Below are 22580 nucleotides of genomic sequence, written 5' to 3'. Positions count from 1 at the left end.
AAGAAAANGAGATTNNGCANANTCTGTCGAGTGGACGGAGAGAGCGATATTTGATTATACTATAAATAAAAACATAGAGGGGAANTATTAACGTAGAAACAACAAATAAGCCNACAAAAATACAATTTGGGCCGCGNCCACCCTCCCCCACNCGGGGGGGGATAAANAGGTGTGGAGGGAGCGGAAGAGGGGTATCGGAAAAAATCGGGGTTAGTGCGCGACAGCTCATGCNCNNAATTTANCAGAAGAAGATCTCTCACCCCTGCGGGGGAAAGGGGGAGGTGGATAAAATTTCTGGAAAATGTTNGATAGAGGGCGGGGGAGGAAATAAAGCTCCTGTAGAAAGGGGGGGGCCGGGCCCATGGAAAGGGGGGGGGCTTTAATGAAAAGGGTTGGGCAAGAGGGTATATACANCTGAACCCGGAATATTTCCGGGCGGGGTTTAGTCGGTAATATAAAATTACACACCTCGACAAGTTATTTTTTAAATCCGGGTTCAAATAGTTCCTGAGGAAAAACTCCCGACAGCGGGAGTGAGAAGAAAAAGAAAACCCGGGGGAAGGGCGAGAGGCCCCCACTCAGACCCAAGATCCAAAANGTCTGGGATAACTCGAAGACCTCCCATTCGGGAATAGGGCCACACCGGTGGGACATCTAGTAAACCGGGCCACCCGCTCAGTGATAGTGAGATAAATTGGGAGGAAAAAATGGGGGCGTCGGGTAAAAACTACACAGAGTGAGACGCCTTAGGTCAATGCTGGGGGGGAAAATGTCTCACAGCGTATANGAAACGCAAGAAAGACTGGCAGCACATAAAGGATTCCTAAGTGGCGCAAACACGATCACGGGCGTCTGTTCGGGNAATCTGGACACGAGTCGACTAGTCACGGAGCGCGGGATCATTGACGAAATTGGTTACTTGCCTTTGAACAGTTTGGCAGCTAACCTCTTTTTCCAGGTAGTAAGTGCAAGATACGAGAGAGGGAGTATTGTGTTGACCAGCAACAAGAGTTTCGGTGAATGGGGGGAACTGATGGGCGATCCGATACTTGCTACGGCTATCCTGGATCGGCTCTTACACCATTCCCACATCGTCAATATTAGGGGGAATAGTTACCGACTTCGTGAGAAGATGAGGACAGGAGCCTACGGCTCCCCCTCTACCACCTAACCAACAAAAAATCGCCGGGTGGGTCAATTGGACACGCGTCGACTAGTCACAAAATAAAGGATCACCGGGTGGCTTTACATGATCTGGCCACGCGTCGACTAGTCAGAAGAGGGGGGATCATCGGTAATAATCTTGTGCACCGCTGATAAGGGACTGAAACAACTAAAGGAAACCCGGTGGAATTTGCTGTGGTCTGCCAAAACTATCGTTTCCCTGGCAATATCAATCATGGTTTTCTTAACTTCAGATTCATACATGTTTTGATTTGTTAAACCTTGTACCGGGCAAAGCCCGCTGGTACCAATAAAAGCTTTATCTACATTAAACCTATGCAAATTATCTTTAGCTAAAGACCCGACCAACGAAAGAGTTACCTCTCTGACATTACCGCCTGTTAAGATTAATGTTATCCCTTGTACATGCGTTAATTCATTGGCTACTGTTAAAGAATTGGTCAATACCACCAAATCTTTTTTCTCTTGCAGGTATTTTGTCATAGCCGTAGTGGTGGTTCCCGCATCAAGCACGATAGATTCTCCGTCGTTTACCAAAGCAGCCGCAGCTTTCGCGATAGCTTCTTTCTCCATAACAAACCGCTGGTTTCTTTTTTGAAATGTTATGTCCACATTATTTTTGGGATTCAGGGTAGCCCCCCCGTGGCTGCGTATTAATACACCGTGTTTCTCCAATCTTTCCAAATCCCTGCGAATAGTCATTTCTGACACGCCAAACATTTTTTTAAGTTCGGAAACCTTGACACTGTTGTTCTGCTTGAGCAGTTGAATAATTTTTGTTTGCCGATCAATGGAAAGCATATTATCACTCCCTGTCAAAACAGAACAAACAATGTTATATTCTGTTTGTTTCTGTGAAGTAACATTGGTTAAACAGAATTAAAAACTTTAATTTTTTCTATAACAACTTTTTCCATAGCTTGTCTGGCCACCGCTTTTATCTCGGGATAAGGCAAGCCGGGATTTTTATTAAGGGCTTCCTTGATTGCTTTATTGGCCTGCACAGACAAATCGGTATAAACGTTAATTTTATGAATGCCGCATTCTATGGAACGGCGAAAATCCTCATCGCCAAGGCCCGAACCACCGTGCAACACCAGAGGCAGCTGGGTGAGTTCTTTAATTTTAACCAACCGTTGAAAATCCAACTGCGGTTTTTGCTTATACACCCCGTGGGCTGAACCCACAGCAACAGCCAACGCATCAACTCCCGTACTTTTAACAAACGTAGCAGCTTGCACAGGATCCGTAAAAAAGTCTGTATGGCAGGCATTGTCTGTCAAGAGACCTTCCGCCCCGCCCACATGCCCCAATTCAGCTTCCACAGAAACCCCGGCAGCATGTGCAAAACGAACAATCTCAGCAGTTCTGGCTGTATTTTCTGCCAGCGGTAAGCGGGAGCCGTCAAACATGACAGACGTAAAACCATGTCTGATGGCTTTCATAATGGCTTCTAACGTCTGACCGTGGTCTAAATGCAAAACCACCGGCACACTTGCTTGATTAGCTATATGACAAATGACAGAAGCATATCTTTCAATATCCACATAGGGAAAATGAATTTCTGCCACAGACACAATTACCGGCGAATTTAGCTTAACAGCACCGTTAATAATAGCCTCCAGCGAGTTTATGTCTACCATATTGAAACAGCCTACGGCACAGCCATGCTGTACGGCTTGCTGCAAAACTGTGCTCAAGTTTACCAGTGCCACTGAAATTCACTACCTTTACATATTTATGCCTGTTCCAATTATACAAAAAAGCTCGCAAAAAGAAAACATGTTTTTGTTTGATTATGATTGTTTTGCACAAAAAAGGAGCCGTAGGCTCCTTTCAGACTGTAGACAAAGCTGATGTTTTTAACCTTAATCTATAAATTACAAGAATTCTTATTCAGTGACGGATGCTTGCCTTGTGCGAAACGCGAGCCATCAGAGCAGCCAGGGTTTTTCTTTCTTCCTCGCTGCCTTCGTCCCACAATTCTTTCATCAACCTTTGTTCCTCATTGGCGGGGTCAAAATTGTTTGCAAAAAAGTTGCCTAATCTGTAAGCAATATTATTTATGGTCTCATCGTCCATGCCAATTCTTTCTCCCAGGCCTACCGCACCGCCAAGAATTTCTTTCCATTTGTGCCACCTGTTGCCTATTTCCATGGCCTCACCTCCGTTTGTATTTTTCCCTTATTGCTAAAATGAGATTCTTCTTAGCTTATAGAAAAATTTATAAAAAGCAGAGGCTAACAAAGTTTGCATAGGAAAGGGAGTCATTAATCTTTTATGTTAAGTTTTTGGCGGTTCTTTTGAACTGTACGGCGTTGGCGATTGCTCAGATAAAACATCAAGGCCAGGGCAATGATTACGGTTGCTGCCGAAGAAACCTGGGCTGCTTTAAAATTCATAAAAGTACGTAAGCTGTCGCCACGCCAAAACTCCAGCACAAATCTGCCCACGGAGTAAAACAGAAAGTAACTGAGGGCAATAAACCCGTCAAAGGGCTTTCTTTTATAAATAAAAAGCAATAGGAATAAAACAAGGACATCCCAGGCAGCTTCAAATAATACGGCCGGAAAAAGAGGCTGCGCGCCAAAGGCGTAATAGGCATCTGTACCGGCAGGATAAACAACTCCCAAGTGTTGATGGGGAATACCGTAACAGCAACCGTTTAAAAAACATCCCAGGCGACCGATGGCTTGTCCCACCAGCACGCCGGGCGCCAGGGTATCAAGCATGGGCCAGATGTCTGTTTTATTTTTTCTACAGTACCAAATTACGGCCAATAAACCGCCCAACACCGAACCCTGGACAGAAATGCCCCCGTTCCATATGGCCGGGATCTGCCATAAATGGCTGCCATAATAATCCCAGCTAAACATGACCTCCCAAATACGGGCGCCTATCAAGCCGCCCAGAATGGCATAAAAAGCCAGATCCAAAACTTCTTCCTGAAATCGTCCCTGTCCCTTGGCCACATAGTAAGATACCAGCAAACCGGCCAATATACCTAGGGAAAGCATGACCCCAAAGGAACGCACCGGAAAGTCGCCTATATAAAATAATACCTGGTGCATGCAGCTTCACTCCTTTGTATATGGTAAATAACCCTTAATAATTGTTCTCCGCTGCTTATGCTGATTATTATCTTTTCAGAACCAGACCAACCAAACAAATAATTTGTTTTATGTAAACAAATAAAAGCAACTATGTTTTGTATGATTCAGGGTATTGCACACAATTGTCGCCAGCTCATATAACCTTTATCTGAGCCTGCATCAGCTTCATTTATTTAATTACCCTGCAAAAATGTAAATCCTCCGTTTAAACGGAGGATAAAGTATTCCTAAGCTAAGCACAAGTTACAGATTATAAAAGGGCGTTTAATTTCTTTTCCAGGTCTGCCTTGCTGGTAAAACCAATCACCTGATCAACCTTCTGGCCGCCTTTAAAGAAAATCAGGGTAGGAATGCTCATAACCCCAAATTGCTGGGCTAAGTCTCTGTTTTCATCCACATTTACTTTACCGATTTTAACTTTACCGGCAAATTCGGCAGACAGCTGATCAATAATCGGTGCAATGGCACGGCAGGGACCACACCAGGCAGCCCAAAAATCAACCAGCACAGGTACCTCTGATTTAAGTACTTCTGTTTCAAAATTTGCGGCATTAAATTCCATTGCCATGAAAAACGCCTCCTTAAAGTAAAGTATTATATACGCTAAATGCTAATAAATAATCTATAGGCTTACACCTATATTACTATAATATTGATTCGCCAGCAATATATTTTGCAAAGTTATCCCTGACAACAATTTAATTTAACTCTGAGCGTTTAAACAACTGAATAAAATTTAAAATAAACTGCAGTTCTTTTTCATTTAAATTACACACTAAACCCAACACAGCCTGGACATTAGGGTGTATCAACAATTCCCGCAATTCCGGATTCATCAAGCTGACCATCTGATCCACAGCGCCGGGTTCCATTATAAAATAGCATGGCGAAACACCCATAACTTCAGATAACTTCTCTAAGGTTTTTAAGGAGGGTTGTACCTTCCCCTGCTCAATCTGCCCAATCAGACCTGCCGTGACACCCGCCAGGTTGGCCAGCTGGGCCTGGGTCAAACCATATTCTTCTCTTAGGTGTTTTAATTTATAACCCAACGAACCCTCGTGGCCCATTAATGCGGTGGCAGGAACACCCAACCCCTCGGCAATCCGCTTGAGGGTGTTCAGTGCGGGATAAACAGTACCTCTTTCAATTTCGCTCAGATAGGAGAGGGATATTCCTATTTTGTCCGCCAGCTCTTGTAAAGACATCCCTCTCTCGTTGCGAATAATCCTGATTTTTTCGCCGAGGCCAAGTCCGGTATCGGTTATTTCCCCTTCCACCAACTGTGTCTTAGAAACGTTCAGGGCTGCGGCCAATTTTTCAATGGTTTTTAATGAGGGCCTTTTAGACCCCCTCTCTATTTCGCTCAAATAAGATAAGGAAAGTTTTGCCCGACGTGCCAGGTCTTGTAATGTATAACCCCTTTCCTCTCTTAAAGCTCGAATTTGATCCCCCCGCACTATCATGACATTATCCCCCATACCAAACAAAATATACTAACATTCTACGATAATTTTAAACTACCGTCAACGCGTCGGCAATATAATACCTTCCATAATCTCCCGAAATACAGGCGCTGCCGTAACCCCGCCGCTGATACCCTCTTCCACCAGAACGGTAACAATATACTGGGGTTTGTCCAGGGGAGCATACCCGCAAAACCAGGCATTTACCTTGGTTGTTCCTCCCGGCAGCTCTGCCGAACCGGTCTTGCCGGCCGCCCCGTAATACGGCAGCATGGCTTCCCTGCCCACCCCCCGGCTTGTCACCAGGCTCAGCAGTCTTTTTAATTCCCTGGCGGTTTCACTTGAAATCACTTTATGACTGCGGCCCATAGGAAAATAACTGACAAACCGGCCTCCTTCATCCCGCAACCCTTTAACCAGCCGTGGCCGGATGTAGACCCCGTTGTTGACAACAGTATTCATCATCGCTGTAAGCTGCACCGGACTGGCCAGCACCGGACCCTGGCCGATGCTGCTGTTAACCAAATTATAAGGCTCACCGATTAAATGTAAATTCTGCCTGTTATCCCTCGGTACAGGATAACCGATAATGGTTTGTTCCTCCAAACCAAAAGCTCGGGCGTAGGCAATAATTTTGGCCGGCCCCAACTTTATTGCCAATTCCGCAAATACAGGATTGCACGACTGAGCAAAGGCTTCCTCAAAGGTAATGGGCCCATGCCCTGGTTTATGCCAGCAGCTAATTAAATGTTCCGATTCGCCTAAGCAAACAAAAGTATCCGAAGCTTTTACCAGCCCTTCTTCCAGGGCGGCTGCCGCCACCACAACTTTAAAGACAGAGCCCGGCTGGTACAAAGAAGTGCAGTGGTCTAGCAAAGCATCTTGCGGGCCGGCCAGCGCCTGGGTGATATTGGCAGGATGAAAGTTGGGGCGGCTGGCCATGGCCAGCAAATCACCGTTCCTGGCGTCCATAACCACCACCGCCCCCTTCTGCACCTTCTGATCCATCACCTTCTCTACGGTTTTTTGGATCTCCCAATCAATGGTTGTTATTACATCCTGCCGGCCGGTTACCGCCTGACTTTCTTTTTTAATACCCAGACCCGCCAGCAAACGGCGGTAGACATCAACATACGCCCGCATCACCTGCCGGGACTCCCCTGCTTTCAACCGGCTTTCATAAAAATACTCCAGGCCGCTCTTACCGACTAAGTCGGTCAACTGATATTTCTTTTCACTCAGATTATTCAGCTTGGCCAGCTGATCATTGTCTGTAATCGGTCCCAGATGGCCCACCACATGGGCCGCCAGCGGAGCCGACCCGTAGCGAAAATAAATCTCTTCCACTTTAATGCCGGTAATTTCTAATTCTTTTATTTGTCTAAGCTGCCGGGAATCCAATTTAAAAGGTAAATAACCCGGTCGCCCTGTAACATACTTGGCTAACTCAGCAGGACTGCAACCCAGAATAGGGCTCAACCTTCTTACGGCTTCTTCTTTGTCCGGTATAATCTCAGGAAAAACTACCACCCGCAACTCCCGTCTGCCCAAGGTTAAAGTTTTTTCGCCCCAACGGTCAAAGATGCCGCCCCGGGGAATATCCTCCAAGGCCACTTTTAGGGTGCGCTGCTCCAGGGCCTTTTGTTTGTACTCACTGCCCTGTAATACCTGAATAAAAAACAAATGAATTACTAAAGGTACAAAAAGTAAAAAGATTACATAAAAAGTTAATACCAATCTTTTTTGCTGAAAAATATTCACTAGCTAACATTCCTTGACGAAAAAATTTATATTATATTTTCGCCAAAGATTGACATATTTATGCTATTAATCAATTCTCCGCAACATAGACATGGCCGGAACAGGCTGGTCAAAGGGTAATTCAATCATTTGCTGTGGATGAGGCGCTGCTTCCATTGCTGCGCCGGTTTCTCGATCATAAATGGCAGTCACCTTGATGATGCGGTTATCTCCCTGCGGCATCAACAGTTCCAGTGTTTCCCCCACTTTAAAATTATTACGCTGCTCAACAATCATGCTGCCGGTTTGTGGGTTATATCCATGCACCAACCCTACAAAGGTGGCCAGGCGGCAATAATTGCCGGAGGCTGCCGCCACAGTGGCCGTTTCTCCACGGTCACCCAGCAAAAAACCGGTTGTATAGGCCCGGTGACTAACCTTTGTTAATTCTGCCAGCCACTGCGGCAACACCTGGTAACCGGCGGGGTCTTGCAAATAACTGTCTATAGCCTGTCGATAAATTTTAACAACCGTAGCCAGGTAATGAATGCTCTTCATACGGCCTTCAATTTTAAAACTGGTTACCCCGGCCTGTGCCAGCTGAGGAAGATACTCCAACAGGCAGAGATCTTTGCTGCTCATAAAGTAAGTACCCCGGTTATCTTCCTCCACCGGAAAATACTGTCCCGGTCTTTTTTCTTCTACTAAGTAATAACGCCAGCGGCAAGACTGGGCACAATCGCCCCGGTTAGCGTCCCGGCCGGTCATAAAGTTGCTGAGCAGGCAACGGCCCGAATAAGCCATGCACATGGCTCCGTGGACAAAGGCTTCCAGTTGGACATCTACTCGGGAACTTATGGTCCGGATTTCCTCCAGCGACAACTCTCTGGCCAGAACAATTCTCTGTACGCCCAACCTTTGCCAAAAGGCAGCACTGGCCCAGTTAGTGGTATTGGCTTGGGTGCTTAGATGAATGGGCAACCGGGGCTGTAACTTTAAAATCATCTCAATAACTCCCGGGTCGCTGACTATTACGCCGTCTGCACCGGCCCGGACAATAAAATCTAAGTAGGCGGGCAGGTTGACCAAATCCTCGTTGTGGGCATATATATTCACAGCCACATAAACCTTAACCTTGTGCCGATGGGCAAAAGAAATGCCTTCCAGCATATCCCGGTCATCAAAGTTGGCAGCACCCGCCCGCAAACTAAACTGCCGTCCCCCCAGGTAAACCGCATCTGCCCCATAGAGGACGGCCACCTTTAACTTTTCTAAATCTCCCGCCGGAGCCAAAAGTTCCAAACTGCTCAATGTTGGGTCACCTCGTTTGAGATGCAGCAAATTGACATCTCCTATTGACTGTCTTGTTTTATTTTAAGTATTTTATTTTGTTGGCATTGTGTTCGGCATAAGTTACGGCAAAAGCGTGAGAGCCGTCGGGCTTGGCCACATAATAAAAGTAATTGGTTTGGGCAGGGTTTACCGCCGCCAGCAAAGAAGCCCTGCCGGGCGAAGCAATGGGACCGGGCGGCAACCCGTAATGTTGATAAGTATTGTAAGGCGAGGCCACCTCTAAGTCCTTATAATATATTTTCTCCCGCCGTTCCCCCAAGGCATACTCAACGGTGGCATCTATTTGCAGCTTCATCCCGGCCTTCAGCCGGTTGTGGATAACACTGGAAATCAAGGGGCGATCCCGTTCTACCCGGGCCTCCCTTTCAATCATAGAAGCTATGGTAACCGCCTGGTGTAAAGTTAAGTTAAGTTCCTTAGCCTTGTCTGCCAGCTTAAGTTCTTTTATTTGCCGATCCATACCGGCCAGCATGATATTTATAATGTATTTTTCGTCACTGTCAATGGGGATGGTGTAAGTTTCCGGAAACAAATAACCCTCTAAGCGATTTTCACCCGGCGGTAAGTCTTTAATAAAGGAATACTTGAACTGTCCGTTTTTAAGCAGGTCTTTAAACAGCTGTTCTCGAATAAAGCCTTTTGCTGCCAATCTTTCGGTTATCTGCTTTAAGGTATACCCCTCAGGAATGGTAAAACTTTTGCCGGCTGTTTTCCCCTGTACCAGCAGGTTCAAAATTTCCGCAGTTGACATAGAGGCATTAAGCATGTAATATCCGGCCTTTACCTGGTTATCCAAACCCTGGCAGCGGGCATACAGGCGAAAGGCGGCAGCACTTCTGATCATGCCCTGTTGTTGCAGCGTTTTAGCAATTTGTGCTGTACTGCTGCTTGGGGCAATATGAACCAGCACGTCCGGCGCCTGACCCGACGGATTGACCGGGCTCAAAAGATTAGCAAAATACCAAAACAGCCCGGCCGCTAATATAAGGAAGGTTATTGCCAGCACCCTTTTGCTTGTTTGCCATTTCATAACCAATCGACACAACCTTTTTTAATTTAACCAATTATAACATCTAACGGCTAAATGGTACAAGCAAGGGCTTTACAAGGCGAAAGAAAAAGCTCTCCGCTGAGAGCTCCGGCGTGCCATAAACAATTATCGGTGGTTTACGAACCCTTTTCAGCTAAAAACATCAGTTCACCCTGCCGGTTGTTTCTTCCGGCAGGATCGGTTCAAATAAAATCATTGGTTCTGCCAGCCCCTTGATAACTTCGTCTAAAACCAAATTCATATGCACCCCTTTGGTTGCAACCACCGGGATAATGGGCTTGCTGCGGTAAATCCGCTGCAACAATTTTATCGTGGTGGAGGTAATATCCCGGGGAGTTTCATCCACTTTGGTAACCACCAGAATGTCTGCTTCGTCCAGCAGGAAATTGCCTGCCTCCATAATGATTTCCGCCTTTAAACCAGCCGGAATAACGGTTACCAAAACATCCGCCAGCTTGCGGCATTCCGCCGCTTTATAGCCGTCGTTAATGCCCACCGCCTCAATTAATACAACATCCGGCAAAGTACTGGTTTGGGGAATGTCCCTTTGAGAAAGATGGCCCAGTTCCAACACAGACCGCACTTTGTTTAATTCTTCTAAGGCCCGCTTGGCACTCTCGATCAACTTGTTTTTTTCTTTAATTTGATTTACAGCGTTTCTGATCACCCGGTCAATATCAGATGCGATATCCCTTCCCGGTTCGGGTACCGCAATAGTTAAATAGTTGGGATCTATGCCTTTATGAAGGTAAGGTTTTTCATCCTGTACACCCGAGCCAACGGCCAGGGGCTGAAAGTTTCTGTTTTTCAATCCCTTGTATAACTCCCCCAGGATAGTGGATTTCCCGCCGTCATTCCGCCCGCAGACTACTATTTTTTTCAATGGGGCCCCCTCCTTGACCACTAGTTTCCTTAGGTAAATAAATATGCCCGGGCGGCAGTAAATTTGCCATTCAATAATAAATTTCTCCGTACAAAAAAAGCCGGGCAACATTACCCGGCTTGGTCAGCTTTCTGTCTTATTAACGCATCATGTAATTCCAGCAGGACCGCAGATACGTGAAGGAGTTCTTTTTCTATGGCATCCGTGTCTTGCCGCCGCAAAGCCGCCATCAGGTGGCCAAAATGTTCGCCGGCAATCAAGCCCCAGTCTAAGGGCAGCCTGGCCGCGTCCGCCGCCGGATTGCCGTGCCGTACACGGTTTAACTCCGCCTGCAGCAGGGTCTTTTTCAGAAAATCCCGGCCGTCCATTAACTCACTCTCCAATAATTATAACTTAAAGGTCGCTACAGTTTGCTGCATATCCTGGGCCAGTTGAGCCAGATTCTGGCTGGAGGAAGCCAGGTGTTGGACAGAAGTATTAATTTGATCACTGCTGGCCGCCAGCTGCTGTGTGTTTTGCGATGTAATATCAGTGCCATTGGCAATCTCTTTAATCATGCGGGACGATCTCCGAACTGTTCACTGATAACTGTGAGGGCGGTCCCGGCCTGATTAACAATTTCCACTCCTTCGTTCACCTCACGGGCACTGGCACCCATCTCCTGCACCGCTTCAGTGGCCCGCCTCTGCACCCGCTGAATAAGATTGGTAATATCTTCAGCAGCCTTGGCTGATTGTTCAGCCAGCTTGCGCACCTCTTCAGCCACCACCGCAAATCCCCTGCCGCTCTCGCCAGCCCGGGCAGCCTCAATGGCAGCATTAAGTGCCAACAGGTTAGTTTGCTCAGCAATATTCTTAATTACCTCTATAATTTGTCCAATGCTTTGACAGCGCTGGTTTAATATCCCGATGGAGTCCGCCGTTCCTTGCACCGACTGCTGGATAACAGCCATTTTATCCACTGCCTGGCGCACCGCATTGTTGCCCAGCCGGGCATTATCTTCCACTTGTCCCACCTGTTCCACAGCCATCCCGGCAGCGGCTGAACCTTGCTCAGCAGTGGCAGCCACCTGGGTGGTGTTGCTGGTAATTTCCTCAACCATGGCACCGATCTGCTGGGCGGCGGCAGCCATTTCCTGGCTTTGGGAAGCCAGCGTGGAGCTGTATTGGGTCAGTTGGTCAATCAGCCGGTGCATGGTTTGGGCCATCTGATTAAAACCTTCGCCCAGCCTGGCCAGCTCGTTATTGCCCGTCACTGCCACACGGTGATTAAGGCTGCCGGTTTGCAGCAATTGCACTCCCTTTAGCAATTCTTCCACCGGCCGGAGAATCATGCGGCCGGTAATAAATCTTAGCGCCAGGGCCACACACAACAGCACAGCCAAGCTAAGCAAGATCATATAAGTAAACTTCTTTTTTAATGCCTGGTCAAATTCTGCCTGGGAAACACCTACATAAAAAATGCCAATGTTTTTACCGGTTTCGTCTTTAATAGGTTTATAGGCTGTCTGGTAGGGCTTGTCTACCACAATGGCAGACCCCACATATATCTCACCCTGATCCAACACAACCTTTTTTACGTTTTCAGATACCCGGGTACCTACCGCCCGCTTGCCGTCTTTTAAAACAGTTGTGGCAACCCGCGTGTCGCCCATAAAAATTGTACAGGTATCATTGGTTAAGCCGGCAATATAATCTACCAGCCGGTAGTTTTCATTTATCAGTAGATCACCTTTATATAACTTGCCGTCTTTAATTTGCCAGGGCCCCGGGTACATGGCATTGATAACCGCCTCGCCCGTTAATAAGTCGCTTTTTACTTTGCTTTCAGCTGCCCTGGTCAGTTGCTCTTTCATATGCACGTAAGAAATCAACATGAGAACAGCCGACAGCAAAACCAGCGACCCCACCACCAAAGCACCCAGTTGAATTTTTATTGATTTGTTGAAGAAACCCATGCGCCCACCTCCGCCTGTGGAGTAATTTTATATATAATTCAGCATAAATGTCAGTATTCCTTTATTTTTATCTTTTTACTGATATTTCCTCGTAAAAACGGGCGGCCTGTGCCGGCCGCTTTTGTCAGGGCAATACATCCGGGTTGCCCCGGTCTTGCTCAACTGCTTCCCCTGGCGGATCAGGGTTTTTCACCAAAGAAGCAGGCGGCGCCATGCCCTGGGAAATAATTTGATGGCGGGCCTTATAAACGCTGTAAGGAAGTTTTTCTACCTTAATAACCTTGCCATCCTGCATGACAATTCTTTCGGAAGCCGCCCGGTAACCCTGGGCCCCCTTTTGCTTAACCACCCGGTCACCCAAGCGCAGGCTGTAGTCTTTTTCTACCACCGTCCGGGGCGGATAGGTTTCTTCCACCCAGCTGCGAATCACCACATCCCTTTTGAACCGATGGTTGCCAAAAATCTTAACGGTGAGCCTGCCGCCGGTTACAAAGGACTGCAGGTACAGCCAGTAATCAGTGTTGTTTTTAAATTTTAAATCCACAGCATCAAAAACAACCGTGGCGTCCCTGCCAATGGGCACATAGGGAACGGGCAGGGAATGATTGGCTCGTTCGGTTACTTCCAGATTGGCCAGCAGAACGGCATTATATAAAGTGGAGGATACCTGACACACCCCGCCGCCCAAGCCGTCCACCAGTTCGTTATTAATGATAATGGGGGCGTTTTTATAGCCTGCTTCCGTACTGCGGGGCCCCACCACCTCATTAAAGGACACAATTTCCTGGGGCCGGATACTCAGGCCGTCCAGAGCCGCGGCCGCTACACTGATGTTATAAGCACGATTGACATTATTAGGGTCGAATTGTGTCGAGAACATTCCCAAGAGCGTATCCACTCCCATAGCTTGCACTTCTTCTGTAGTCCGGGCAGGCGGTATCTCCACCGGCTTTAATTCAATCGGCGAAGTATCCTGCTGCAGCAGTCGTTCACGGATGTCTTGCCGCAACTGCTGTATGTCTATCTCCCGGCCGCTTTGCGCCGGAGAAATTTCCACTGTGTCGTCATTGTTGATAATTAAGCCGGCATCTCTGGGCGGCAAGATAATATCCTTGGCCGTTTGGCTGACCTGCTGTTGCAGCAGACCGGTGTCAATAATAATCTCCGGCTCCAGACGTATCCCCCGGTAAGCCTGGCGCCGCTCGCAAAAACGCTGCCATAAAGGACCGCTCCGGCCGATATTAATTGCCCGCCGGGCTTCCTGCTGACAGTTTAATTTCAAACCCACCCGATCCATGGGCAGCAGCCAGGATTTTCCCTGGTATTTGACGGTAAGGGGTTTTTGCATATCTTGTTCCAGCTTTTTTAAAGCTGACACAGCCTGGGGGTAATCCAGCAGGGACAAATTTATACTTAACATATAAACTCCCGGCAAAATCCTGTCGGCCGGGGCAAAACTCATCTGTGTAGCCAGGAATACGGCCAGGCTGATTAAAAACAGCAGCGGCAGGACAACCGGTACAACCCTTTTCAGGATTTGTTCAGCCAACCCAAGGCCCCCTCTCAGCAACCTTTATTATCTAGGTATATCTTACTAGGGGCAGGCCTTGGCTATTCCAGAAATCAAACAAAAGCCGAACGGTTCTTCCGTTCGGCCTGAAAACTAAATTAAATTATTCTTCTCCTTCTTCAGCTAAGACCATTTCCTCCCAGGCATCTGCCACTTTTTCCCATTCTTCGTCACTTTCAATGTCCACCAGAATTTCATTACCGTCTTCGTCAGTGGCAAATTTAAGAATGACAGCCTCATCGGAATTATCTTCTACCGGAAGTAAAATGGCATATTCGGAACCGTCCACTTCAATAACGTCAATTACATTGAAGTCGTGCTCCGCTCCGTCCTCATCAATTAAAGTGATTACTTCATCTTGTTCTGCCATCATGTGCACCTCTTTTCCAAAGATTGTCTGTATTGTAACCAAAAAAACATGCAATGTCAAGGAAATCCAGGTTAAAGCCGGGTTATTACCGTTAATTTATTTTTTTTGCTATTTGGCTCGCGCATCCAGGTAACACTGCAGTATTACTGCCGCAGCCAGTTTATCAATCACTTGTTTGCGTTTTTTCCGGCTGACATCCGCTTGAATCAACAGCTTTTCGGCAGCAACACTGCTTAACCGTTCGTCCCAGGTTTGAATAGGCAAATCAACTCTGGCCTTTAGCTCTTCAATAAAAGCCAGCACCTTTTCCCCCTGGGGCCCCAGCGTGTCATTCATGTTTTTGGGCAACCCCACCAGTATTTTTTCCACTCCGTACTCCTTGATAATCTCCTGCAGGCGGGCAAAATCCTTATCATTATGCTGCCGGCGGATAACTTCCAACCCCTGCGCCGTCCAACCCATAGGATCACTTAAAGCTACACCGATATTTTTTTCTCCCACATCCAAACCCATAATTCTCATATTATTAACTCCTGTCCTAAATTACTTTAATGGCAAACATCGGACAAGCAGCACCGCAATAGCCGCACAGGCGGCATAAGTCTGTTTTTACCCTGGCTTGCTCGCCGGCCAAGTAAAGGGCTTTGGCACTGCACACAGCCACACAGGCCCCGCAGCCCTGGCACCACTCCTCAAAATGCAGCCGCCTGGGCTGGCGTATCACCTGTTGCTTTAACTCCTCAGGTATATAACTTTGACTGAAAAACCGCACATTATAATCCACCTCGGCAAAATTCTGCATGCCAACAGCTACAGCCGACAGTTCCGGTATCTCCAGGACAAAGGACAGGGCTGCGGCCGCATTGGCCAGCAGATTGCCGCCACCCAGTGCCTTCATACCGTAAATGCCTTTGCCGGCCCGGTAAGCCCGGCGGACGGCTGACAGCATATCATCCACCGAGCCGTCTGCAATGCCAACCCCGGACATATTGATAATGGGATGGATTACTTCAATTTCCGGCAGCTCAGCTGCCGCCAAAACTGCTGCCACGTGGTGCGTAGAAAGGCCCACCGCCCTGACAATCCCTTTGTTTTTGGCTTCCAACAGCACTTCCAGCGCTTCCCGGTGTCCTTTAACGGTAAGCAGGGATTCCTGTTCGTGCAGCATAAAAATATCAATATAATCTCGCTCAATTCCCCTGAGTGCGTCTGTCAAACTTTTTTGCATGCCATCCCTGGTATAAGCGTAGCTCTTGCTGCAGATAACCACCTGATCTTTTCTTCCCTTAATGGCCTGGCGGATATACGGGTAGGTGCGGTAAAGTTCAGCTGTATCAATAAAATTGACCCCCTGTTCAATGGCCCGGTCAATCACCGCCGCCCCCTGCTTTAGGGGCAGATTGGCCTGCAAGGGGCCGATCGTAAGAGCTCCAAAACATAAACGTGATACTTTAATCCCGGTGTTGCCAAGCATTCGATAGTCCACCGCACCACCCCCGACAACAAAAAAGGCGCCCGTCACCGGTTTCCCGTCGCGCCTTGAGTTACTTTATGGTGAATCTGCCAACCTGTACGGGCAGTTAATATTTGCTTCAAAAAATATGCGTAAGGGTTAGATTCTTTCCAGGTAATTCTTTACAAGTTCTTCCAGCAATTCATCCCTCTCTAAACGGCGAATCAAACTGCGGGCATTCCCATGACTTGTGATGTAGGCCGGATCACCGGACAAGAGGTACCCCACCAGCTGGTTGATCGGATTATAACCCTTTTCCTTCAAGGCAGCATAAACAGCCAGCAAAATTTCTCGGGCCTGGTTAATTTCTTCCGCCTGGACTTTAAACATTACTGTTTCTTGTGAAAAATCATTAGCCATGGCAAAGACCTCCCAGTCCTAATATTACCTGTACTTGTAATATTAATTCAACAAAATGCTGTTTTTCCCTCTATTGTTAAAATAAAATATTAAATTATTGGCTTTAATTTTTCACAAAAAGAGCACCTTATAACGGTGCTTAGACAGTTAAATTTCAAATTAAGACAGCATCCTCAGCAAGTGGTGCAGCAGGGGATTAGCATAGTAGCTCCTGGGCGGTTTGGCTGCTGCCTGTTCGTCCGGTTGAATGTTTTGATACTCCGCCATCCGGGCTTTTACTCTTGAAAATTCCTTATGCACCGCCTCCATCTGGACAGAAATAGCTTCCGCCGCTTCCTGCATTTTTTGAATAAAAACCACTAACTCTTCCAACTGATTCTTAAAACCGGGGCGTTGGCTTAAGCCCATCATCAGCAAGGTGCCCAGCAACTGAAAATGATCTATCGTTAGGTTTAAACGCAAACCGGGCAGCCCGGGTATTACAGGCATACCCTTGGGAGGCGGTCCGGGCCTCCCGAAAGGAAACAGCATTGATATAACCCCCTTCCGATAACAGGAGAAAGATCTTTTGATTATTTATCATATTAAGGATTAAGGTGTAAGGTTCCAAAAACCTGCCTCAACAACAAAAGAGAGACGGCAATGCGTCTCTCCAGACTGTAGACAAAGGTTGTAAAACAAAATGAGGTGGTTTTATGATCCCCTGCCGGCGACTTGTCGAAGCACCGGTAACAGCACTTGATGAGCGAAAGGAGCCCTTGAGGCGACCCCAAGGGCGACCGGAGCGAATCATAGTGCTGTCGGTGCGCGCAGACCGGAGCCAAAGGGGATCATAAACCACCGCTAATGTTTGTCGACACGGCAATGCGTCTCTCTTGGGATGAACAATACTTATTTAAGTTGTCTTTCCACCACAGAAGGCACCTTATCAATGGCCGCCTGCAGCTTGGCCGGCTCTTTGCCGCCGGCTTGAGCCATATCCGGTCTGCCGCCGCCGCCACCGCCTACTGCTTGGGCAATCTCTTTAACCAGGTTGCCGGCATGCAGGCCCCGGCCCAGCAGATCTTTGGTTACTGCTGCTACCAGGTTAACTTTTTCCCCGGCAACACTGCCCAACAAGATAACACCGGTGCCCAGTTTATCCCGCAGCATATCCACCATACTGCGTAAATTATCCATATCCGGGGCGGCCACCACCGCAGCCAGTACAGGTACACCCTTAATTTGTTTTACTTTGCCAAGAATCTCCTGCACTTCAGACTTGGCCAGTTGGCTTCTGAGGTTGTTAATTTCCTGCTCAAGGGCTTTATTTTGTTGTACCAGCCCTTCAACCCTGCGTACCAGCTCGTGGGCAGGGCTCTTTATCACAGCTGCGATCTCTTGCAATTGTTCTTCTTTGGCGGCCAGGTATTTTAAAACACCCCAACCGGTAACCGCCTCAATACGCCGCAATCCGGCTCCCACACTGGTTTCATTAACAATTTTAAACAACCCTATTTCAGCCGTGCAAGTTAAGTGAGTACCGCCGCAGAGTTCCAGGCTGAAATCCCCCATTTTAACTACCCTTACCTGCCTGCCGTACTTTTCGCCGAAGAGAGCGGCCGCTCCCATTTCTTTGGCTTTGGCTAAAGAGGTTTCAAAAACTTCAACAGACAGGTTGGCTAATACCGCATCGTTAACCAAGTTTTCAATGCGCTGCAGCTCCTCCGGAGTCACTGCCGCATAATGGGTAAAGTCAAAGCGCAGGCGGTCTGGCTCGACCAGTGATCCGGCCTGGTTGACATGGTCACCCAGCACCTCTTTTAAGGCCTTATGCAGCAGGTGAGTGGCAGAGTGGTTACGGGCGGTATCCTGACGCCGGGTACGATCAACAAAAACTTTTAGGGAATCGTGACGTCGCAGGGTGCCGGCAAGCACTTTACCACGGTGGATAAACAACCCTTCTACCGGCTTACTCACCGAAGTAATGGCAACCTCCACCTGGGGCCCCTTTAATACGGCGTAATCCGCCACCTGGCCGCCCGACTCGGCGTAACAGGGGGTTACATCCAAAACAATCTCCACTTCTTCGCCGGCGTCCGCCGAAATTTCTTGCAGGCCGTCTTTTAACAGAGCCAGCACATTGGTAGCCGCTTCCAAGGTGCTGTAGCCGATAAACCGGGTTTCCCCCAACTCTTCCCGCAGTGCCTTATACAAAACCCCCCGCTCGGATAAATATTCTGTTTCCTGACGGGCGCTGCGGGCCCGCTGCCGCTGTTCCTCCATAGCGGCGGCAAAGCCGTCTGTATCCACGGTCAGGCCTTGCTCGGCAGCAATTTCCTGGGTTAATTCCAGCGGGAAACCAAAGGTATCATACAATTTAAAGGCATCCTCGCCGGTAATTTCACTAACCCCGGCAGCTTTGGCTTCCTGGATCAGGGCAGACAAAATATCGCTGCCGGCAGCCAAGGTTTCCAAAAAGCGCTCTTCCTCGGTACGGATAACCCGCAAAACGTGCTCGCTTTTTGGCTGCAGCTCCGGGTAAGCATCTTTCATTTGATTTATTACCGCCCGGGCAACTTTATACAGGAAAGGCTCGTGTACTCCCAGCACCCGGCCAAACCGAACCGCCCGGCGCAACAGGCGGCGAATCACATAACCCCGCCCCTCATTGCCCGGCAGCGCACCATCGCTCACCGCAAAGGTAACAGCCCGGCAGTGATCGGCAATTACTTTTAAGGCCAGGTCAATTTTGGGATCCTGACCGTATTTTTGCCCTGCCAGGTCGGCGGTGTAATCCATGATTTCCCGGAACAGATCAGTGTCAAAGTTTGATAACACGCCTTGCAGCACCGAAGCAACCCGCTCCAAGCCCATGCCGGTATCAATTCCTTTGTTTTTCAGGGGAGTATAGTTGCCCTCCTCATCCCGGAAAAATTGGATAAACACAAGGTTCCAAATTTCTAAGAAACGGTCGCAATCACAGCCTACCCCACAGTCGGGTGAACCACATCCCCTGGCCTCGCCTAAATCCACATAAATTTCCGAACAGGGGCCACAGGGTCCCACACCAATTTCCCAGAAGTTGGTATCCTTACCCATGCGGACAATACGTTCCGCCGGCACACCTACCACCTTATGCCAGATTTCAAAGGCCTCATCATCATCTAAGTAGATGGTGATCCAAAGTTTTTCTTTGGGCAATTTTAAGTGTTCGGTAACAAATTCCCAGGCCCAGGGAATGGCGCTTTCTTTAAAATAATCGCCAAAGGAGAAATTACCTAACATTTCAAAAAAGGTATGGTGCCGGGCTGTGCGTCCCACCGATTCAATGTCCGGCGTCCGAATACACTTCTGGCAGGTAGTAACTCTTTTGTATTCAGGTACCGCTTGTCCGGTAAAAAAAGGTTTAAAGGGAACCATGCCTGCTGCCGTCCACAAAATACTGGGATCGTTATGGGGAATCAATGAAGCGCTGGGTAAGATTTGGTGCCCACGCTCTTGAAAAAACTTAAGGTACTTTTCTCTTATTTCTTTGCCGGTCATCAATTTTATCTGCCTCCTAATTGCATAAGGCTACAAATTCTTCAAATATTTATATCTTAATGCATAAATTACAGGCGGTCAAGCCAGCCTTTGGCCGCCGCGAAATGCCGGTTAATTAAGTTTTGCCCAGGCAAACGAAACCAGGATACGGGCAATGGCCGCCAAAGGTACCGCCAGCAGCATACCCGCAATACCAAACAGGTGGCCACCCGCCAAAAGGGCAACAATAATGGCCAGGGGATGCAACCCGACACTGTCGCCTAAAATTCTCGGTGAAATAACATTGCCTTCCAACTGTTGAATGACTGTAACTGTTATTACCACCTTTAAGGCCAGCCACTTGGACTGCAGCAGAGCTATGGCTAAGGCCGGTATAGCCCCGATCAGCGGACCGAAGTAAGGTATTAACTCAGCCAGGCCGGCGATAATTCCCAGCATGGTAGCAAAGGGCAAGCCAATAAACAGAAAAGCCAGGCTGGTTAATACTCCTACCAGCAGCACCACCGTCAAGTGCCCCCGGATAAAATTAGCAAAAACAAGGTCAACTTGTTTAGCCAGACAGAGAACATCCCCTTTCCACTCGCCCGGCACCTGGGCCACAGCCCATTTCTTAATCATTTCCAAGTCTTTCATAATGTAAAATGCCAATACAGGCGCCAGGGCAAAATTAAGCAAGTTTCCCAACAGGGCCATTAAAAAGTCCATAGCTTGGCGGACCACACCCACCAGTTTTAATTCTGCCCAGCGAATCCGTTCGTCCACAACCTGGTGTACCCCGGGCGGCACAGTACTGTTATCAAATCTTTGCTGGAAATGCTGCACCATGCCTTCCACCTGGTCGGTATATGCGGGAATATTTTCCACAAAAACTTCTAATTGGTTAACCATCCTTGGCACTCCGTACATAAACAGGCCGGTTACTACAATAATAACCCCCAGGTATAGGATAAGAATAGCTGCTACCCTGGAAGCGCCTCTTTTTTCCATACGGCCTACTACAGGATTTAACAGATAGACCAAAACTACCGCCAGAATGAAGGGTAAACAAAGCTTACGCACCAAATATAAGAAATAAACTAACAGCCCTCCCAATAAAGCGAGAAAAACATAGCGATAGGTGCGTTTTTCCTTCCACCAAGTCATAACTGCCTCCCCATACCAAAAAAGTGAGGACCTGTGTCCCCACTCATGTTTTACTTAATCATATCGCTTACTCTCTTTGACATACCCTTCATCATTTTTTGAGCCCGCCGCCCGGCTTTTTGAGTAGAAGCCAAAAACATACGTTCAGGCTTTCTTTGTGGTCTTAAAACCATGCCAAGGGCTGCTCCCAATAGGCTGCCGGTAATCACACCCCTCCAAAACTTCATCTGCTTTCACCCCCAAATTTTTAATATAAAGCTGTGTTATGCGGGTCAAAGGCAACCAAACTACCGTCCTCAGCCACTTCAAATATATCGACGCCTTCCTTATTCATGCGGAATTCCACACAGCAATCCCAGCAATAAAATTGGTCAATGCCCACTTTGCCGGTGGCTTTCCCGCCACAAACCGGACAATTCACAACCGGTTCCTCCTTGTACTTGGGATTTAACTGTTCCATATTATTACCCGAATGCCCGGTAAAAATGCGTCTGGCATTAAAACCTCGCCGTTCTTAAAATCTTTTTACAAAGAATTAGCAATGGCGTGCCACCTTTAATATAACCTTAGTATCCTCTTTACAGGGGCAATTTATAATAGGGTAAACAACACTTGCGGGGTGTGACATGTTAAACGTTTCAGCGATGTTTGATTGGTCGGTTTCCGTTGCCGCAAAGTGCATTTCGTCCTTGCCGCTTCCTGTAGAGTGGGTCAGAGGGACCGGCAGCACACACCCTTTTATCAATGAACAAGCCCGCATCATCTTATTGAACGACGGTTATAAACAGGCTGCCCATTTTTTTGATATGTTTGCCCACCAGTTAGACAACGGCGTGGTATGGGTAGATTACGGTTTGCAGAGCGCCTGTCACCTTTACGATCCGGACAGCCGGTCCGGTATGTGGCACTGGCCCAGTGCGGCAGAAAAATGCAGTGAATTTTATCGCAAAGCATTAAAACTTTGGCACAGCCAAAAACACGCCCGGGCCATGTTTTATCTTGGGGCAGCCTTGCATTTGATCCAAGATGTTTGTGTGCCACATCATGCCACCTGCCACCTCTTTAACGGTCATATGGCATATGAAAACTGGGTGGAAAACAGAAAATCTCATTATCCGGCTGAAAATGGCGGTATTTACCATATTTCCCGCCATCCGCAGGAATGGATCGCCGAGAATGCCAAATTAGCTAAACAATACTTCCACCTGGTTAGCAGGGGCAATACGGAAGATTATCACCGGGCAACCGACGTCCTGTTACCCAGAGCCCAGCAAACCACTGCCGGGTTTTTATTGCATTTCTACAACCAGATATAAACCTGCAGGAAAGGCCATGCAAAAACCCCTTGTGC

Annotated in this window: 24 protein-coding genes and 1 pseudogene; 2 read left to right on the top strand and 23 right to left on the bottom strand. The window is 47.8% G+C overall.

Features of this window, described 5'->3' with window-relative positions:
* Positions 1-898: 898 nt before the first annotated feature.
* A pseudogene (locus DESHY_RS10025) lies at positions 899-1171 on the top strand (ATP-binding protein); the annotation flags it as partial.
* Positions 1172-1269: 98 nt separating this feature from the next.
* Here the strand turns inward: DESHY_RS10025 and DESHY_RS10020 are convergent.
* The 23 genes from DESHY_RS10020 to DESHY_RS14295 all read right to left on the bottom strand — a co-directional run bounded on the left by DESHY_RS10020 (position 1270) and on the right by DESHY_RS14295 (position 21650).
* Complete coding sequence (locus DESHY_RS10020) at positions 1270-1986, bottom strand: DeoR/GlpR family DNA-binding transcription regulator (RefSeq protein WP_008412460.1); 717 nt, start codon at positions 1984-1986, stop codon at positions 1270-1272.
* Positions 1987-2054: 68 nt separating this feature from the next.
* Entirely contained in the window at positions 2055-2900 is an 846-nt protein-coding gene (locus DESHY_RS10015) for a class II fructose-bisphosphate aldolase (protein WP_008412459.1), read from the bottom strand.
* A gap of 181 nt (positions 2901-3081) precedes the next feature.
* Positions 3082-3342: a DUF3243 domain-containing protein gene (locus tag DESHY_RS10010; RefSeq protein WP_008412457.1), complete on the bottom strand. Its 261-nt coding sequence runs from the start codon at positions 3340-3342 to the stop codon at positions 3082-3084.
* A gap of 113 nt (positions 3343-3455) precedes the next feature.
* On the bottom strand, positions 3456-4256 hold the full coding sequence (lgt, locus tag DESHY_RS10005) for a prolipoprotein diacylglyceryl transferase (RefSeq protein ID WP_008412455.1): 801 nt from the start codon (positions 4254-4256) through the stop codon (positions 3456-3458).
* Positions 4257-4548: 292 nt separating this feature from the next.
* Positions 4549-4866: a thioredoxin gene (gene trxA, locus DESHY_RS10000; RefSeq protein WP_008412453.1), complete on the bottom strand. Its 318-nt coding sequence runs from the start codon at positions 4864-4866 to the stop codon at positions 4549-4551.
* Positions 4867-4996: 130 nt separating this feature from the next.
* Positions 4997-5764: a helix-turn-helix domain-containing protein gene (locus DESHY_RS09995; protein ID WP_008412451.1), complete on the bottom strand. Its 768-nt coding sequence runs from the start codon at positions 5762-5764 to the stop codon at positions 4997-4999.
* 60 nt (positions 5765-5824) lie between these two features.
* The gene (locus DESHY_RS09990) at positions 5825-7525 is read right to left on the bottom strand and encodes a peptidoglycan D,D-transpeptidase FtsI family protein (RefSeq protein WP_008412449.1); all 1701 of its coding nucleotides are present in this window, start codon (positions 7523-7525) and stop codon (positions 5825-5827) included.
* A 66-nt stretch (positions 7526-7591) separates the two neighbouring features.
* The gene (locus tag DESHY_RS09985; RefSeq protein ID WP_048818056.1) at positions 7592-8815 is read right to left on the bottom strand and encodes a peptidase U32 family protein; all 1224 of its coding nucleotides are present in this window, start codon (positions 8813-8815) and stop codon (positions 7592-7594) included.
* Positions 8816-8873: 58 nt separating this feature from the next.
* Positions 8874-9887 (bottom strand): endolytic transglycosylase MltG, encoded by a 1014-nt coding sequence (gene mltG, locus DESHY_RS09980; protein WP_048818064.1) that lies wholly within the window; start codon positions 9885-9887, stop codon positions 8874-8876.
* A gap of 163 nt (positions 9888-10050) precedes the next feature.
* A complete protein-coding gene (locus tag DESHY_RS09975) occupies positions 10051-10791 on the bottom strand; it encodes a P-loop NTPase family protein (RefSeq protein ID WP_008412444.1) in 741 nt (246 codons plus the stop codon).
* 110 nt (positions 10792-10901) lie between these two features.
* Positions 10902-11159 (bottom strand): hypothetical protein, encoded by a 258-nt coding sequence (locus DESHY_RS09970; RefSeq protein ID WP_008412443.1) that lies wholly within the window; start codon positions 11157-11159, stop codon positions 10902-10904.
* 18 nt (positions 11160-11177) lie between these two features.
* Positions 11178-11348, bottom strand: coding sequence for a hypothetical protein (locus DESHY_RS09965; RefSeq protein ID WP_008412442.1), 171 nt, complete (start codon positions 11346-11348; stop codon positions 11178-11180).
* Entirely contained in the window at positions 11345-12748 is a 1404-nt protein-coding gene (locus DESHY_RS09960) for a methyl-accepting chemotaxis protein (RefSeq protein ID WP_008412441.1), read from the bottom strand. Before DESHY_RS09960 ends, DESHY_RS09965 begins: the two co-directional genes overlap by 4 nt.
* A 124-nt stretch (positions 12749-12872) precedes the next feature.
* Positions 12873-14297, bottom strand: coding sequence for a VanW family protein (locus DESHY_RS09955; RefSeq protein WP_008412440.1), 1425 nt, complete (start codon positions 14295-14297; stop codon positions 12873-12875).
* A 124-nt stretch (positions 14298-14421) separates the two neighbouring features.
* Entirely contained in the window at positions 14422-14688 is a 267-nt protein-coding gene (locus DESHY_RS09950) for a DUF1292 domain-containing protein (RefSeq protein ID WP_048818055.1), read from the bottom strand.
* A gap of 108 nt (positions 14689-14796) precedes the next feature.
* Positions 14797-15210 carry a Holliday junction resolvase RuvX gene (gene ruvX, locus DESHY_RS09945; protein ID WP_008412438.1) on the bottom strand — a complete coding sequence of 138 codons (414 nt, stop codon included), beginning with the start codon at positions 15208-15210 and terminating at the stop codon, positions 14797-14799.
* A 16-nt stretch (positions 15211-15226) separates the two neighbouring features.
* Positions 15227-16174: an aldo/keto reductase gene (locus DESHY_RS09940; RefSeq protein WP_048818054.1), complete on the bottom strand. Its 948-nt coding sequence runs from the start codon at positions 16172-16174 to the stop codon at positions 15227-15229.
* A 126-nt stretch (positions 16175-16300) separates the two neighbouring features.
* A complete protein-coding gene (locus tag DESHY_RS09935) occupies positions 16301-16561 on the bottom strand; it encodes an IreB family regulatory phosphoprotein (protein WP_008412436.1) in 261 nt (86 codons plus the stop codon).
* A gap of 159 nt (positions 16562-16720) precedes the next feature.
* Positions 16721-17092: a hypothetical protein gene (locus tag DESHY_RS09930; RefSeq protein ID WP_008412433.1), complete on the bottom strand. Its 372-nt coding sequence runs from the start codon at positions 17090-17092 to the stop codon at positions 16721-16723.
* A 360-nt stretch (positions 17093-17452) separates the two neighbouring features.
* Positions 17453-20086 (bottom strand): alanine--tRNA ligase, encoded by a 2634-nt coding sequence (alaS, locus tag DESHY_RS09925; protein ID WP_008412432.1) that lies wholly within the window; start codon positions 20084-20086, stop codon positions 17453-17455.
* A gap of 111 nt (positions 20087-20197) precedes the next feature.
* Positions 20198-21229, bottom strand: a complete 1032-nt coding sequence (locus DESHY_RS09920) for an AI-2E family transporter (RefSeq protein WP_008412430.1) — start codon at positions 21227-21229, stop codon at positions 20198-20200.
* Positions 21230-21279: 50 nt separating this feature from the next.
* The gene (locus tag DESHY_RS13910; protein ID WP_143147743.1) at positions 21280-21456 is read right to left on the bottom strand and encodes a YtxH domain-containing protein; all 177 of its coding nucleotides are present in this window, start codon (positions 21454-21456) and stop codon (positions 21280-21282) included.
* A gap of 20 nt (positions 21457-21476) precedes the next feature.
* Complete coding sequence (locus tag DESHY_RS14295) at positions 21477-21650, bottom strand: hypothetical protein (protein ID WP_008412428.1); 174 nt, start codon at positions 21648-21650, stop codon at positions 21477-21479.
* 205 nt (positions 21651-21855) lie between these two features.
* Between DESHY_RS14295 and DESHY_RS09915 the strand changes: the two genes are divergently transcribed.
* Complete coding sequence (locus tag DESHY_RS09915) at positions 21856-22545, top strand: zinc dependent phospholipase C family protein (RefSeq protein ID WP_008412426.1); 690 nt, start codon at positions 21856-21858, stop codon at positions 22543-22545.
* The last annotated feature ends 35 nt before the right edge of the window (positions 22546-22580 follow it).

This window comes from Desulforamulus hydrothermalis Lam5 = DSM 18033 (genome assembly GCF_000315365.1).
Classification (GTDB): Bacteria; Bacillota; Desulfotomaculia; order Desulfotomaculales; family Desulfotomaculaceae; genus Desulfotomaculum; species Desulfotomaculum hydrothermale.
This window is presented reverse-complemented; position numbering and strand designations above follow the sequence as displayed.